We start from the raw sequence: 14,126 nt of genomic DNA, 5'->3' as shown, positions 1-14,126 counted from the left end.
GTACGCCATCAACGACGACCACAGCACCCTCTTACGCGCCCTGCACGACGGCCATGCCGAGGCACTCTGGCGGTACGCCCTGCGCCTCACCGGCGACAAGGAGCTCGCTGAGGACGTCGTGCAGGAGGCGTTGCTGCGGGCCTGGCGCAACCCGGACATCCTCGAACAGGGCACCAAGGCCTCCAAGGCGTGGCTCTACGCGGTGGCGCGGAACTTCGCCATCGACGAGGCCCGCAGCGCCCGCGCCCGCTGGGAGATCGGCTCGGCCAGCCTGCCGGAACGTTCGGAGTCTGACCGCACCGACCACGTCGACAAAACGCTGGACGCCTGGCTGATCGCCGACGCGTTGTCCCAGCTCAAACCCGAGCACAGGGTGGTGATCGTGCGGGCCTACTACCGCGGCGAGTCGATCGCCGAGCTCGCCGAAGTGCTGGACGTGCCACCGGGAACGGTGAAGTCGCGCCTGCACTACGGCCTGCGCGCCCTGCGGCTCGCGTTGGAGGAGAACGGGGTGACCGGGCGGTGACTTGCCCGTTCCGCGAGTGGGACGTGGCCTACGTGCTGGGGTCGCTGTCTTCTGGCGACCGGCAGGCCTACGAACGCCACCTCGCTGTATGCGTTCCCTGCGAACACGAGGTGGGCAGGCTGGCGGGCACGGCGGGCCTGCTTTCCCGCGTGCCCGCCGAGTGGGCGGTGGACTCGCTCGGCCCCGCACTCCCCGCCACCGTGCTTCCCAGGCTGGCGAGGGCGGCGCGAAGACACCGTCTGCTCATCACGGCGACGACATTCCTGGTCGCGGCCGTGATCGGGGCGGTGTTCGCGTTCTGCCTCTGTCCTTAGTCGTGCGGCGACTTCCCGTCAGACGGGTCGTGCACGTCGAGCCGGCCGCACATGCCCAACCGCTGCGGCCCCTCCGCGCTCATCACGTGGATGTCGGCGTCGCCCAGGTGCCCGATGTCGCCGTCCCGCAACCGGTCCAGGTGCTCACCGGTGCGTTCGGCCGACGCCAGCGCACCGGCCCGCCACCGCTTCTCCCAGTCGTCGAGAACACCTTGCTTCAGCCGCACGGCGGAGCGGTAGAAGTCGTCCAACGCGTCCTCGCCCGCCTCGACGCGGCTCCGCAGCTCCAGGAACCCCTCGAGAGCGAGGTCGCGGCGTCGCCGAGCCGACGGTTCGTCGGTGGCGACGGCTTGCGCGGCATAGGAGGCCGCGTCGGCCAGCACGGCGTAGGGGAACGTGAACACCGCGTCGCCCGCCTCGGGCAGGCCGCTGTTCTGCATCACGACGATGATCCGCAGGTCACCGTCGTTGACCAGGCGGTGGATCGTGCCGGGCGTGAACCAGGCCACCGTGCCCTCGCGCAACGGCGTCGAGGCGAACCCGCGGCGCGTCAGCGTCTGCACGCTGCCCTGCCCGCCGATCACGTAGTAGCACTCCGCGCAGGTGAGGTGGACGTGCGGCGACCCTCCGCACACGCCGTCCACCGTCGGCCAGTCGTACACGCGCAGGCCGGAGATGCCGATCCCGCCGGGAAACGGCGTCACCACGGGTGAGCCTCCACATAGGACTCCAGCTGATCGCGGTCCCACTCGCCGTCGGCCACGACGAGCCGGTAGCGCAACACCAAAGCCTCGCCGGGCGCCAGCTCCACCGTGTCGTGGAAGGCGAACGACGGGTTGACCGCCGCGAACGGGGTGCTGCGCACGAACCAATGCGTGCCCTTGTTGTCCGGGTGGTCGACGAACAGCAGCGTCGACGACCGGTCCACCTCGTCGTGGTGGCCGACGAACGCGAGCCACCGCGCGGCCTTGCCCATCATCTCCTGGCCGGACCCGCCGTCGGCCGCGATGACCGTGCCCTCGGTGAACGAGCGCGGGCCGCGCCAGAAGAACCCGGTGTAGCCCGCGAGCTCACGGCCGTTGGTCGTCGGGCTGCCGAAGACCAGCGGCTCCGAACGCAGGTTCGTCACCGTGGTGCAGAACTCCAGCGTCCAGGCCGACTCCTCGACGTCGCGCACGGTGAACTGGCGCATCTCGTGCACCCAGTGCTGCCCCGCCTCGGTGAACCACGACAGCAGCTCGTCGATCCGCACCTCCCCGCCAGCGGAGGCGACGGTGAAGTCCTCGTGCCGCATGCTCCCGACGTTCGGCAGCGCCACGTACCCCTGGTCGCGCACGTACGTGACGCCGCCCCAGAAGTTCTCGCCCGACACGTCGGTGGCGGTCATCTGCACGCCCTTGTGCCACCGGTGGTCGTGCGGCCGGAACGCCGTCACCACGTCGCCGGCCAGCGTCCGCACGGGGTGCAGGTAGGGCTTCGGTCCTTCGAACGCCAGTGTCGACGGCCGGTGCACGTAGGTGAAGAGCTCGACGTCGCCCACCGACACGACGAGCACCTCGTCGTCCTGCCGAGTGATCACCGGGCGTTCGCCCATGGGGCACCGATTCCTTCCATCGTCGCGTAGAACGGGCTGTCCGGGCCGAGCTCTCCTGCCTTCACCGCTGTGCCGGTGAACGCCGAGGCGTACAGCGCCGCGATGAACTCCATGGTGTCGCGCGTGTCCGCCAGCGTCACCGGTGGCGTCTCACGGCTGTCCAACGCGTCGAGGAACGCCGCCAGCTGACAGCCGTGGCCGCTCGCCACCTCGGACCGCTCCTCCCGCCACAGGTCCACCACCTCGTCCTGACCGGGCGCGGGAGTCACCGTCCAGTGCGCGTCGGTGTAGCCGTAGAGGTGCTCGACCTCCACCGTGGCACGCTCGAAGTCGAACCGCAGTTCGGAGGTTTCGCGCGGCGAGAGCAGCGAGTTGACCACCGAGGCGACCGTGCCGTCGGCGAACGTCACCAGCGCCATCGACACGTCCTCGGTCGCGACGTGCCGTGCCTGCCGCGCGGCGAGCCCGCGGATCTCCTGCCACGGTCCCAGCACCGACAGCAGCAGGTCGAACTGGTGGATGCCGTGACCCATCGTCGGGCCACCGCCCTCGCTGTCCCACGAACCCCTCCACGGCACGTCGAAGTAGGCGTCGTCGCGGTACCACAGCGTGTCGCACTTCGCCACCAGCGACCTGCCGAACACGCCCTGCGAGACCATGCGCCGCAACCGGATCGCGGCGGGGCCGAAGCGGTGCTGGAACACCGTCGCGACCCGGCCGGTCGACGCGCGTTCCGCCGCGATCAGCGTGTCGATCTCGCTCAACGACAGCGCGGGCGGCTTCTCCACGAGCACGTTCACGTTCGCGGCGAGGCATTCGAGCGCCAACGGCACGTGGGCACGCGGCGGAGTGCAGATGTGCACGACGTCGACGTCTTCCACGTCGAGCAACGTCGCCAGCCTGGGGTACACGCGCGGCACACCCCACTCCTTCGCGAACTCCGCGGCGCGCTGCTCGTCGACGTCCACCACGGCGACCAGCTCGATGCGCTCTCCCTCCGCCCGCAAGGCCTCGGCGTGGGAGGTGGCGATCGCACCCGTGCCGACGATGGCCGCGCGCCTCACTTCGCCGCGTCCACTTCGGACTGGACTTCCTTGATGAACGACGTGGCCGCCGCCTCGGGTGTGGTCCGGCCGAACAGGACGTCCTCGGTGTGCCGTTTGAGGATCGCGTCGAGGGTGCTGGCACCGTTCGGGGTGATCCTGGGCGGGTCGCTGACGGGCACGGTGTCGAGGTACTCCTTCGCCGCCTTGTCAGTTTCCTTGAGCTGGCCCGCGATCGCCTCGCGGATCTTCTGGTTGGCGGGCACGCCGCGTTCGGTCAGCAGGATCTTCGCCGCCTCCTCGTCGTTGGCGAGGAAGCTGATGAACGCCGCCGCCTCCGCCGGGTGCTTGGACCGCGACGACACCGACCAGAACATCGACGGCTTGTAGTACGCGCCGGGTTTGCCCTGCGACTCACCAGGCAGCCGCAGCAGCTTCAGCTTGGCACCGCTCGCGGCGGTCAGCGCGGTGAGCTGCGTGTTCCACCACAGCCCGAACGCCGCGGTGTTCGTCGCGGTCGCGGACTGGTTCAGCCCGGCGGAGGCCTTCTCCACGGTCACCGACGGCGGTGCCGCGACCCCGGACTTCGCGAGGTCGGAGATGTACTGCCAGTACTGCGTCGCGATCTCGGGCGGCAGGACGACCTTGCCGGCGGCGTCGAAGAGCGACTTGCCCTGCTGCCGCGCCCGGATGCTCAGTCCGGCGGTGTCGTTGATGCCCGGCGACTGCACTCCGAACACCTGACCGCCGCTCGCCTTCGACACCTGGTCGCCGATCGTCTTCAGGTCGTCCCACGACCACTTCGTGTCGTCGGGCAGCGGAATGTTGTACTTCGCCAGCAGGTCGGTGTTGACCATGATCGAGTACATGCCCAGGCCGACCGGGAGGCCGTACTGCTTGCCGTCGACCGCGCCGGTGGCGAGCGCCTTCTGGTCGAAGTTCGCCGTGTCCAGGTGCTTCTTGGCCTCGTTCAGGTCCAGCAACGCGCCGCGCTCGGCGTAGGAGGCGATGTACAGCTCGTCCATCTGCATGATGTCCGGCGCGTCGTTGGCCGCCATCGTCGTGGCGAGGCTGTCCCAGTAGCCGTTCCACTCCTTGAACTCACCTTTGACGGTGATGTTCGGGTGCTTCTTCTGGAACATCTCGATGACCTGCTGGGTCCGCTTGTGCCGGTCGTCCGCGCCCCACCAGGTGAACCGCAGCGTCACCGGTTCCGCCGTGAGGTCACCGCCGGCGTCGGAACCGGAGCCGCAGGCGGCGAGCAGCGACGCGGTGAGCGACACCAGAACCGTTAACGCGGTGCGGCGGCGAACAGACATGTCCGCTCCTTTCGGCTACTTGCCACCGGTCGTGGCGATCCCCTTGACGAGGTACCGCTGGCCGATGAGGAAGGCGAGGAAGATCGGGATGATCGACACGACGCTCATCGCGAACTGCGAGCCCCAGGACGTGGCGACCGTCGAGTCGACGAACGAGCGCAGGGCGACGGGCACCGTGTACATGTCCGGGTCCGTCAGGTAGATCAGCTGGGTGAAGAAGTCGTTCCACGTCCAGATGAACGTGAAGATCGTCGTGGTGGCGAGCGCGGGCTTCATCAGCGGCAGCACGATCTGCGCGAAGATCCGCGGGTGGCCGCAGCCGTCGATGCGCGCCGCCTCGTCCAGCTCCCTGGGCAGGCCGCGGATGAACTGCACCATCAGGAACACGAAGAACGCGTCCGTGGCGAGGATCTTCGGCACGATCAGCGGCAGGAACGTGTTCACCCAGCCGATCTGCGAGAACAGCACGTACTGCGGCACGATGATCACGTGGACCGGCAGCATGATCGTGCCGAGCATGATGCCGAACCACCAGCGCTTGCCGCTGAAGTGCAGGCGCGCGAAGGCGTAGGCGGCCATCGAGCACGACACCAGGTTGCCGACGATGCAGCCCAGCACCAGGATCGCCGAGTTGAGCAGGTACGTGCCGAACGAGGGGCTGAGCGCGTACCAGCCCTCGGTGTAGTTCTCGGCGTGCAGGCTGTCGAGGATCAGGCCGGGGCTGCGGAAGATCTCGTCGCCGGGACGCAGCGAGCTCACGACCATCCACAGCACCGGGTACAGCATCACGAACCCGATGAGGATCAGCCCGGCGTGCTTCGCCAGTGACGAGAGCCGATCAGTCGTCATAGAACACCCAGTACTTCGCCGCCCAGAAGTTGATCGCGGTGAACGCCGCGATGATCAGCAGCAGGAACCACGCCAGCGCGGACGCGTACCCCATGTCGAACCGGCTGAAACCCTGCTGGTACAGGTAAAGCGTGTAGAACATGGTCGAGTCGGACGGTCCGCCCGTGCCCCCGGAGACGACGAACGCCTGCGTGAACGACTGGAACGCGTGGATGATCTGCAGCACCAGGTTGAAGAACAGGATCGGCGACAGCAGCGGCAGGGTGATCCGCCAGAACTGCGACCACCTGCTCGCCCCGTCGATCGAGGCCGCCTCGTAGTAGACGGCCGGGATCTGCCGCAACCCGGCCAGGAAGATGATCATCGGTGAGCCGAACGTCCAGACGTTCAGCACGATGAGCGTCGACAGCGCGGTGTCCGGGTCGGAGATCCAGCCCCTGCCCTCGATGCCGACGAAGCCCAGCACGCGGTTCAGCAGTCCCTCGGCGCCGAACACCTGGGTCCACAGCACCGCGATCGCCACGCTCGACCCGAGCAGCGAGGGCAGGTAGAACGCCGATCGGTAGAACGCGAGACCGCGCATGCCGCGGTCGAGCAGCAGCGCGACGCCGAGCGCGCACGCGAGCTGGAGCGGCACGGACACCAGCACGTAGGTGAACGTGACGCCCAGAGCGTTGTGCAGCCGCTCGTCGCTGAGGATGCGGGCGAAGTTGGCGAACCCGATGAACTTCGGCGGCTGGATCAGGTTGTACTTCGTGAAGCCCAGCCCGAACGACGCCAGCACCGGACCGACCGTGATGAAGACCAGGCCGGCGAACCAGGGCGCGAGAAACCAGAACGCGGCTTTGTTGTCGCGCTTGCGCACCTGGACGCCGCCGCGGCGGAGCTGACGCAGTTCGTCTAACGCGCTCATGAACTCCTGACCCCGTCGGCTGGAAAACGCTTTCCGGAGTCTGCATCGGGGGCTTCACGAGCGTCAAGCAAGGGTGTCGAACAGCGTCGAACGGCGTTGTCGAACGGAGACGTCGCCGTTCGACAACGCCGTTCAAGAAGTCCTTTGTGGACTAAGCCACGACCCGCACGGAAAGCCCGGCAGGGCTGTAGCGGGCCTGCACCCGGTGCCCGCCACCGGTCACCGTGATGTGGTCGAACTTGCCGATCAGGCCAGGTGCGGCGAGCACCGGCACCACGGCGCCGACGTGCACGTCCTCCAGCGAGATCTCCAGCGTGCCCGCCAGCCTGATCGGGTGCGCGGCGCTCAGCACGGCGCAGGAGCCCCGCCGCACCGTCACCGCGAGGGTGGTTCCAGCAGCCTGCCGGTAGCCCCGCACCCGGACGGCGGTCTCGAGCCGCAGCGTGCCCGAACGGAGGTCGATGTCGCCCTTGCCCAGCGCGGACGACGAGGTGGCGACGAGCGTGCCGCCTTCGACGCGCGTGCTGCCGGTGTAGGTGTTGGTGCCGGCCAGCGTCAGCGTGCCGGTGCCCCGCTTGACCAGGCCGCCGCGGCCGCCGATCGCGTTGTGCCAGGTGTCGGCGGCGTGGAAGCCGCCGCGGTTGCCGTCCATGTCGACGCGCACGTCCGCGTCGAACGCGCCGAAACCGTCGGCCGCGGCGAAGAGGTTGAGCCGGCCCCACTGCTCGGGACCGTCGAGCAGCGCGTGCCCGGACGGGAGCGCGGTCGTGCGCAGGACCTCGCGCCGCTGGTTCGCGCTGAGGTAGGGCAGGCGGGTTTCCAGCAGCACTTCCGCGCCCTTCGGCACGGTCATCTCGACGCGGCGGCCGATCCTGGGCAGCCCGTAGGTCAGCAGCGGTTCCACCAGCCGGGCGTTGGCCTCTCGGTCGGCGTACGGGTCGGTGGGGATGCCCGCCGAGTGCGCGAACTCGAACAGGTCGGCGCCGGTGTGCTGGCGGAAGTACTCGCTCGCCTGCGCCCGCGCGGCGGCCTTGAGCGTGGCGTTCTGCGGGTCGGCCAGCGTCGCGGCGGCCAGCGCGGTCGCCAGGATCCGGCCGCCGATGACGTCCACCGGCGAGTGCATGCCCGCCACGATCCTGGTGTCGGCGGTGTCGAACGCCCTGGTCACGAGCTCCTGGAACCGTTCGGGGATCGCGTAGGCCAGCGCCAGGCAGGCCAGGTGCAACGCGTTGGTGTGGCCGCTCGGGTAGCCCCCGTCGTCCACGGGGCTGAGGTTGCGCTGGCGCAGCAGCTGCGGGGCCACCACGACCTCGGAGCGGTACACCGGGAAGCCGAACTGGTCGGTTTCGCCGGTCGGGACCACCGTGCTGTCCAGGGTCATCCGCCACGGCCGCGGGTACTGGTAGGCGTACTTCGACGGGTTGCCGGAGGCGAAGGTCCCGCGCACCGTGTTGACCAGGAGCACGACCTGCCCCAGCGCCGAGTCGGGCGACCCCGCGCCGAGCGCCGAACCCGCCGGGGCGTCCGGTGGCAGCTTGTCGTCCACAGTGGACGGCGGCGTGCCGTCGGGCGCGGACGTGATGCCCGTGATGGCCTTGGCTCCGGCCTTGTACAGGTCGGCCAGCGGGCCGAGCCCGCCGATCGCGCTGTAGCTCTGGTGCTGACGGTCCACGATGAACGCTCGCTTGGCCTGGTCGGCGGTCCGCGCCCTGGTGATCCGCGCGACGTGGCGGACGTTGGCCCTGAGCACGTTCCGGTCGAGCACGACTCCGGTGTTCCAGCTGCCGCCGGTGCGCCAGAGGTCCTGCATCCCGGACAGGGCGCGGACCGCGGCGTTGGTCGCCGGCGTCTGGTTGGCCGGCACGTTCGTGCGGTAGGAGTCGACGAACGGGGCCGCACCCGTGGGCAGCTCGGCGGCGCTCGCTTCGAGAGCCCGGTCCAGTGCGGACGGGCCGAGCAGCAGGCCCGCGGACAGCATCGCCGAACGACGCAGCAGGGCTCTGCGATCGAACCCGTCGGCGGTCGTGGTCATGTTAGCGCTCCCAATGGTCCTTCAAGGACACCTGTGGCGGCTCGGGGATTTTGGTGCACAATACGCAACGAGACCGGACCGTACTCGAAGTTGGGGTGATGTGAGCGTTAACAGTTCACGGTGCGGCGATGCGCAGGACGGGCTCGCCGCCCACGTCACCCGCCGGATGCCCGGCCACCGCCGTGAAGAACGGGGTGCGCACCCGCACGCCGTCCGGGACCTCGTCGGCCACCACGTCCAGCGCGACCGGCTGTGGCCCGTAGCAGAGGACGAACACGGCTCGCCCGTGAGGTGCGTCGGCGATCGGATCGGCCAGCACGTGGTTGGTCGCGACGACGCGACGCCAGCCCGCGTCCGGGTCGCCGTAGCCCCTGGGGTCGTCGCCGAGCCAGAACGACAGCTGCTCCTGCGTCATGCCGGCGGTCCGCTCGTTGTTGAAGTACGCGGGGCCGTCCGGGGGGTTCTCCACGCGCAGGCCCGCGGCCGCGCTCACCGCGAGTCCGCCCGCGAGCAGCGTTCCCTTGGTGTCCAGAGCTCGCCAGGCGTCGCCGAGGTCGAACGGATCCCCGCCCGGCTCGCTGACCGTCCGGACGCGACGTTGCCGCGAGCCTTCCGCGGTCGCGTAAGGGAGTCCGGCGAGGAACGTCACCTCCGCGCTCACGGGCAGCGCGGAGCGGTCGAGCACCGCGATCAGGAAGAGGCGTTCGCCGTCGGTGACGTAGAGCTGCTGCACGGGGAGCATGACCTGGCTCCAGGTCACCACGGCCTTCGTCACCAGCTTGGCGCCCAGCCCGTCCACGGCCGCGTCGCGCACGCGCACGGGACCGAGCGGGCGGGTGAGCAGCGTCCTGCGGCCGTCGGCGTAGCGCACCAGCGGCCCGATGCCGTGCTGGTGGTCCACGATGGACTCGATCACGGCGGTCCCGCCGGCGTCGATCAGGTACGGGGTCAGCGCGCCGGTGAGGGACACCGACACCTTCCCGTGCCGCAGGGAGTAGCGCGTGTGCACGGGACTTCCGTCCGGCCCGCGGTACCACCGGTGGTCGTCGAGGAAGAACCACACGGTGGCGAAGGCGAAGTGCCCGCTCGGCAGGCCGGGTGTGCCGGCGCAGTAGTAGGCGACCCGCCGGTCGCCGAGGTAGCGGCCGAGCTCGGCCTGAACGCGGCCGCTGAAGAACCGCAGCCCGAGCATGCCCTCGCAGCCGCAGTGCTGCTCGCTGTAGCGGGGCCCGCCGTAGTCGAAGCCGCGCGCCGACAGGCGCGTCTCGAGGTGCCTGGCGATCTCGTCGCCGTCGTCGAGGAAGCACTGCTCGCCGCTCACCTGGTAGGCCCTCGCCAGGAACGTGAGCGAGATCGGCAGGTAGTTCTGGTCGTGCCCGGCACCGTGCTCGACGGGCAGCCGCAGCTCGCGGTCGACGACTCGTTTGGTCCTGATCTCGCTGTGGTAGAGGAACATCGCGACGTCCACGATGGACTTTTCGGACAACAGACGCCCGAGCGTCAAACCGGCCACGACGGCACCGATCGCCTGGTTCGCGGTCTGCTGCGGGTTGAACATGCTCGCTTCGGTGAGCCAGCGCCAGAAGCCCGTCGCCACCTCGGCGAGCGCGGTCCACTGCTCGCCGGTGATCACCTCTCGGCCGAACTCCAGCACGTTCACCGCGTGCAGCAACGCCCACACCGTACTCGGCCAGTCGCCGAAGGGATGTTCGCCTTCTTCGAGCACGTAACGGGCGTATGGCAGGCCGGTGTCGCGCATGTGCAGGAACGGCTCGCCGGGGTTGTCGGTGCGGAACACCCGTTCGGCCAGCACGAAGTCCAGCCCGCGGCGGATCGCGTCGGCGAAATCGGGATCACGGCGGTCACCGCGATGCGAGGCGAGGCACAGCAACGACACCGCGCCGAGCGCCATGTCACCGATGTCGTCGTCGGCTGCGACGTCTTCGAGGTTGCCGTCGGGACGCTGACGGGCGAGCAGTGCGGACACCGCTCTGGCGAGGACCATCCGCAGCTCTTCGTCGTCGTCAGGCAGGTCGTGCATGCTCGCGTGCTGGCTCGGCAGATACACCGCGGCGGCGGTCATCGGTACTCCTCGCGGGGCGCTCGCCCAAGATCGTCAGCGGTGGTGGGCGTGCGTGGCCGGAGTGCGTCTCCTCCCCTGCGTTCTCGTGGGTGTCGCGGCTGGGACCCGCCTAGTTGGTTTAAACGTAAACTTGTTCACCCGGTCGGAGTCAAGTCACAAATTCTGCCGACCCGTTGGAGAACAAGGTTTCCAGAAGTTGTTCTTGACAGGTGGGTGACCGGTTCCTACAGTCCCGGAAAGCGCTTTCCAGCTCCCTGGGACGGACCATTGGAACTGCGCCGTGCGTGGCATCGAACACTCGGCCCATCGGTCCATCCATGACGTCCCAGGAGTGGCACACATGTCGGAGAACAGCGGCGTAGCCGTTCTCGACCCACCGGTCGAGGAACGGCCGCCACCACCGTTGCGGCGCAAACGCAAGCGGCACAAGCACAACCTCGCGGGCTACGCCTTCCTCGCGCCCTGGCTGATCGGCCTGTTCGCGTTCACGCTGATCCCGATGGTGTACTCGCTGTACCTGTCGCTGACGAAGTTCAACCTGCTGACCGCTCCACAGTGGATCGGTTTCGAGAACTACGCCCGGTTGTTCTCCGACGAGCGGTACCTGCAGTCGATCAGGGTGACGCTGATCTACGTCGTGACCTCGGTCCCGCTCAAGCTCGCCGCCGCGCTGCTGGTCGCCATCGCGCTCAACCGCGGGCTGAAGGCGCTCGGCTTCTACCGGGCGACCTTCTACCTGCCGTCGCTGCTGGGCGCGAGCGTCGCGGTGTCCGTGATGTGGCGGCAGATCTTCTCCCGCGACGGCCTGGTCAACCAGATCCTCGGGCTGTTCGGCGTGCAGGGCGCGGACTGGATCGGCGACCCGCGTTACGCGATGTGGACGCTCGTCCTGTTGTCCGGCTGGCAGTTCGGCACCCCGATGCTCATCTTCCTGGCCGGGCTCAAGCAGCTGCCGCAGGACCTGTACGAGGCGGCGGCCATCGACGGCGCCGGCCGGTTCACTGTGTTCTTCAAGATCACGCTGCCCCTGTTGTCCCCCATGGTGTTCTTCAACCTGGTGCTGGAGACGATCAACGCGTTCCAGACGTTCACGCCGGCCTACGTCATCTCGAACGGCCTCGGCGGTCCGATCGACTCCACCCTCCTGTACACGCTTTACCTGTACCTCAAGGGATTCGGCAGCATGCAGATGGGCTACGCCTCCGCGATGGCGTGGGTGTTGTTCGCCGTGATCGGCCTCTTCACGGCGGTCTACTTCTGGTCGGCCCGCAAGTGGGTGAACTATGCGGACTAAGAAGAAGCAGGCCCACTGGCGGGCGCACGCCGTGCTGATCGTCGTGCTCGTGGCGATGATCTACCCGATGGTCTGGCTGGTCGGCGCGTCGTTCAAGCCGGAGAACCAGATCTTCAGCACGATGAACCCGTTCCCGTTCGCCTTCACGATCGCCAACTACGTCAGCGGCTGGACGGCGACGGGCAACTCGTTCACCGTCTACCTGGCCAACTCGCTGACGGTCTCGCTGTGCACGGTGGTCGCGAACGTGGCGTCCTGCTCGGTGGCGGCGTACGCCTTCGCCCGCCTGGACTTCGCGTTCCGGAAGTTCTGGTTCGCGGTGATGCTCGGCACGATGATGCTGCCGTTCCAGGCGACGCTGATCCCCCAGTACACGATCTTCTTCCAGCTGAACTGGATCAACACGTTCCTGCCGCTGGTCGTGCCGTACCTGCTGGCCTACGACACCTTCTTCATCTTCCTGATGGTGCAGTTCATCCGCGGCATCCCGCGCGAGCTGGACGAGGCGGCCGAGCTGGACGGCGCCGGGCACGTGCGGGTGTTCTTCAGCATCATCCTGCCGTTGCTGAAACCGGCGTTGCTCACCACGACGATCCTCACGTTCATCTGGACGTTCAACGACTTCCTGCGCCAGCTGGTCTACCTGTCCGACCACTCGCGCTACACCGCGCCGCTGGGCCTCAACGCGTTCGTCGACCGGGCGAGCGGCTCCAGCTACGGCGGCATGCTCGCGATGTCCGTGGTCACGCTCGTGCCCACCGTCGCGGTCTTCCTCGTCTCGCAGCGCCGGCTCGTCGACGGCGTCGCGAACACCGGCATCAAGTAACGCCTTTCACCGCCAAGAAAGGAAACACATGTCCATCTCCAGGAGAGGCCTCTTCGGCCTGGCCGGTGGTCTCGCGGCCGCGTCGGTCGCCGGCTGCGGGTTCGCGCCGAGCACCAGCGGTGGCGCGGCGAACAACTCGCTGACGTTCCGCTGGTGGGGCGGTGAAGCGCGCAACAAGGCGTACCAGAGCGCCCTGCAGATCTTCACGCAGAAGAACGGCACCAAGGTCGACCCCCAGTTCTCCGGGTACGACGGTTACTTCAACAAGCTGAACACCGAGTTCGCCGGCGGCAACCCGCCCGACCTCTTCCAGATGGACACCGCGCTGGTCAGCACCTACGCCGCCAAGGGCGTGCTGACCGACCTGGGATCGTTCATCCCGAGCACGATCCACATGGACACGCTCTACTCCGCGGTGCGCGGGGCAGGTGTGGTGGACGGCAAGACCTACGGCGTGCCGTCCGGGTCCGGCTACGCGCCGGTCCTCTACGACAAGACCCTCTTCGAGCAGGCGAAGATCCCCGTCCCCGCCGACACCTGGACGTGGGACGACTTCGGCCGCATCGCCGGTGAGCTGTCGAAGGCCATGGGACAGGGCAAGTACGGAGCTCTGGACGCGTCCAAGGACGACTCCGGCGCGTTGCAGCCGTGGCTGCGTCAGCGCGGCAAGGACCTCTACAACGCCGAGGGCAAGCTCGCGTTCACCAAGGACGACCTCGCCGAGTGGTTCTCCATGTGGGACAGGCTGCGCAAGGCAGGCGCGATCTGCCCGCCCGAGATGCTGGCCAACACCGACTCCGCGGCCGGCACCCACCCGCTGATCGCCGGCAACATCGCGATGACCACCGGGTGGGGCCTCGCGCAGATGCAGCCGTTGACCCAGCACGCGCTCGACATCGTGGTGGTGCCACGCGGGAGCAACGGCAAGACGGGCCAGGCGCTCAACGGTGGCGTGCTGCTGTGCGTTCCGGTCAAGAGCAAGAACCCGGAGGCCGCGGCCAAGCTGATCGACCTCTTCGTCAGCGACGTCGACGCGATCAAGGCGATGGCCCTGTCGCGCGGCATCCCGCCGTCGGCCAAGGCGCTGGAGGCCCTGACGCCGTCGCTGAGCGCGGCGGACAAGCGGGACGTGACGTACTCGCAGTACGTCGCCGACGAGGTGGCGAAGGACGGTCTTCCGAACGCCCCGACCGCGCCGCCTGGGTACAACGACGCGAAGACGGCGCTGGACGCCGCGGCCAAGCAGGTCGCGTTCGGCAAGATGTCGATCCCCGACGCGGTCGCGCAGTACTTCCGCGACGCCGAGGCAGCACTGCAAGGGGCCAAGTAGCAC

The 14,126-nt window shown here is 68.5% G+C and carries 13 protein-coding genes; 5 read left to right on the top strand and 8 right to left on the bottom strand.

The features are described from left to right. Positions 1-7 precede the first annotated feature (7 nt). A complete protein-coding gene (locus tag ABZ345_RS01090; protein WP_359842230.1) occupies positions 8-526 on the top strand; it encodes a sigma-70 family RNA polymerase sigma factor in 519 nt (172 codons plus the stop codon). Next, on the top strand, positions 523-840 hold the full coding sequence (locus ABZ345_RS01085) for a hypothetical protein (protein ID WP_359841620.1): 318 nt from the start codon (positions 523-525) through the stop codon (positions 838-840). The genes ABZ345_RS01090 and ABZ345_RS01085 overlap by 4 nt, the downstream gene beginning before the upstream one ends. On the opposite strand, the gene ABZ345_RS01080 is transcribed toward ABZ345_RS01085, so the two are convergent. From ABZ345_RS01080 to ABZ345_RS01045, 8 genes are all read right to left on the bottom strand, one after another. Further along, positions 837-1,547, bottom strand: coding sequence for a cupin domain-containing protein (locus tag ABZ345_RS01080; RefSeq protein WP_359841618.1), 711 nt, complete (start codon positions 1,545-1,547; stop codon positions 837-839). The genes ABZ345_RS01085 and ABZ345_RS01080 overlap by 4 nt on opposite strands. After that, a complete protein-coding gene (locus ABZ345_RS01075) occupies positions 1,541-2,434 on the bottom strand; it encodes a PmoA family protein (RefSeq protein ID WP_359841616.1) in 894 nt (297 codons plus the stop codon). The genes ABZ345_RS01080 and ABZ345_RS01075 overlap by 7 nt, the downstream gene beginning before the upstream one ends. Beyond that, positions 2,416-3,498 (bottom strand): Gfo/Idh/MocA family oxidoreductase, encoded by a 1,083-nt coding sequence (locus ABZ345_RS01070; RefSeq protein ID WP_359841614.1) that lies wholly within the window; start codon positions 3,496-3,498, stop codon positions 2,416-2,418. Before ABZ345_RS01070 ends, ABZ345_RS01075 begins: the two co-directional genes overlap by 19 nt. Then, positions 3,495-4,796 (bottom strand): ABC transporter substrate-binding protein, encoded by a 1,302-nt coding sequence (locus ABZ345_RS01065; protein WP_359841612.1) that lies wholly within the window; start codon positions 4,794-4,796, stop codon positions 3,495-3,497. Before ABZ345_RS01065 ends, ABZ345_RS01070 begins: the two co-directional genes overlap by 4 nt. Before the next feature lie 15 nt (positions 4,797-4,811). Beyond that, positions 4,812-5,645: a carbohydrate ABC transporter permease gene (locus ABZ345_RS01060; protein WP_359841611.1), complete on the bottom strand. Its 834-nt coding sequence runs from the start codon at positions 5,643-5,645 to the stop codon at positions 4,812-4,814. Continuing rightward, positions 5,635-6,558, bottom strand: a complete 924-nt coding sequence (locus ABZ345_RS01055) for a sugar ABC transporter permease (RefSeq protein WP_359841609.1) — start codon at positions 6,556-6,558, stop codon at positions 5,635-5,637. Before ABZ345_RS01055 ends, ABZ345_RS01060 begins: the two co-directional genes overlap by 11 nt. A gap of 151 nt (positions 6,559-6,709) precedes the next feature. Further along, the gene (locus ABZ345_RS01050; RefSeq protein WP_359841607.1) at positions 6,710-8,590 is read right to left on the bottom strand and encodes a phosphatase PAP2 family protein; all 1,881 of its coding nucleotides are present in this window, start codon (positions 8,588-8,590) and stop codon (positions 6,710-6,712) included. Between the two features lie 115 nt (positions 8,591-8,705). Next, entirely contained in the window at positions 8,706-10,673 is a 1,968-nt protein-coding gene (locus ABZ345_RS01045; protein WP_359841605.1) for a hypothetical protein, read from the bottom strand. 340 nt (positions 10,674-11,013) lie between these two features. Here ABZ345_RS01045 and ABZ345_RS01040 point away from each other — a divergent pair, with 340 nt between their 5' ends. From ABZ345_RS01040 to ABZ345_RS01030, 3 genes are read left to right on the top strand one after another with little or no spacing between them, the layout of a single operon-like run. After that, entirely contained in the window at positions 11,014-11,967 is a 954-nt protein-coding gene (locus tag ABZ345_RS01040; protein ID WP_359841603.1) for a sugar ABC transporter permease, read from the top strand. Then, positions 11,957-12,793, top strand: a complete 837-nt coding sequence (locus tag ABZ345_RS01035; protein ID WP_359841601.1) for a carbohydrate ABC transporter permease — start codon at positions 11,957-11,959, stop codon at positions 12,791-12,793. Before ABZ345_RS01040 ends, ABZ345_RS01035 begins: the two co-directional genes overlap by 11 nt. A gap of 28 nt (positions 12,794-12,821) precedes the next feature. Then, a complete protein-coding gene (locus ABZ345_RS01030; protein ID WP_359841599.1) occupies positions 12,822-14,123 on the top strand; it encodes an extracellular solute-binding protein in 1,302 nt (433 codons plus the stop codon). Positions 14,124-14,126 lie beyond the last annotated feature (3 nt).

It is taken from the genome of Lentzea sp. NPDC005914 (assembly GCF_040629405.1).
Taxonomy (GTDB): Bacteria; Actinomycetota; Actinomycetes; order Mycobacteriales; family Pseudonocardiaceae; genus Lentzea.
Note: the sequence above shows the minus strand (reverse complement) of the source record. Positions and strands in the feature narration are given on the sequence as shown.

Bases quoted from the DNA above. Each gene is read 5' to 3' on its own strand.
- ABZ345_RS01075 (WP_359841616.1), bottom strand. From the start codon at position 2,434: ATGGGCGAACGCCCGGTGATCACTCGGCAGGACGACGAGGTGCTCGTC.
- ABZ345_RS01065 (WP_359841612.1), bottom strand. From the start codon at position 4,796: ATGTCTGTTCGCCGCCGCACCGCGTTAACGGTTCTGGTGTCGCTCACC.
- ABZ345_RS01060 (WP_359841611.1), bottom strand. From the start codon at position 5,645: ATGACGACTGATCGGCTCTCGTCACTGGCGAAGCACGCCGGGCTGATC.
- ABZ345_RS01055 (WP_359841609.1), bottom strand. From the start codon at position 6,558: ATGAGCGCGTTAGACGAACTGCGTCAGCTCCGCCGCGGCGGCGTCCAG.
- ABZ345_RS01050 (WP_359841607.1), bottom strand. From the start codon at position 8,590: ATGACCACGACCGCCGACGGGTTCGATCGCAGAGCCCTGCTGCGTCGT.
- ABZ345_RS01045 (WP_359841605.1), bottom strand. From the start codon at position 10,673: ATGACCGCCGCCGCGGTGTATCTGCCGAGCCAGCACGCGAGCATGCAC.
- ABZ345_RS01040 (WP_359841603.1), top strand. From the start codon at position 11,014: ATGTCGGAGAACAGCGGCGTAGCCGTTCTCGACCCACCGGTCGAGGAA.
- ABZ345_RS01035 (WP_359841601.1), top strand. From the start codon at position 11,957: ATGCGGACTAAGAAGAAGCAGGCCCACTGGCGGGCGCACGCCGTGCTG.
- ABZ345_RS01030 (WP_359841599.1), top strand. From the start codon at position 12,822: ATGTCCATCTCCAGGAGAGGCCTCTTCGGCCTGGCCGGTGGTCTCGCG.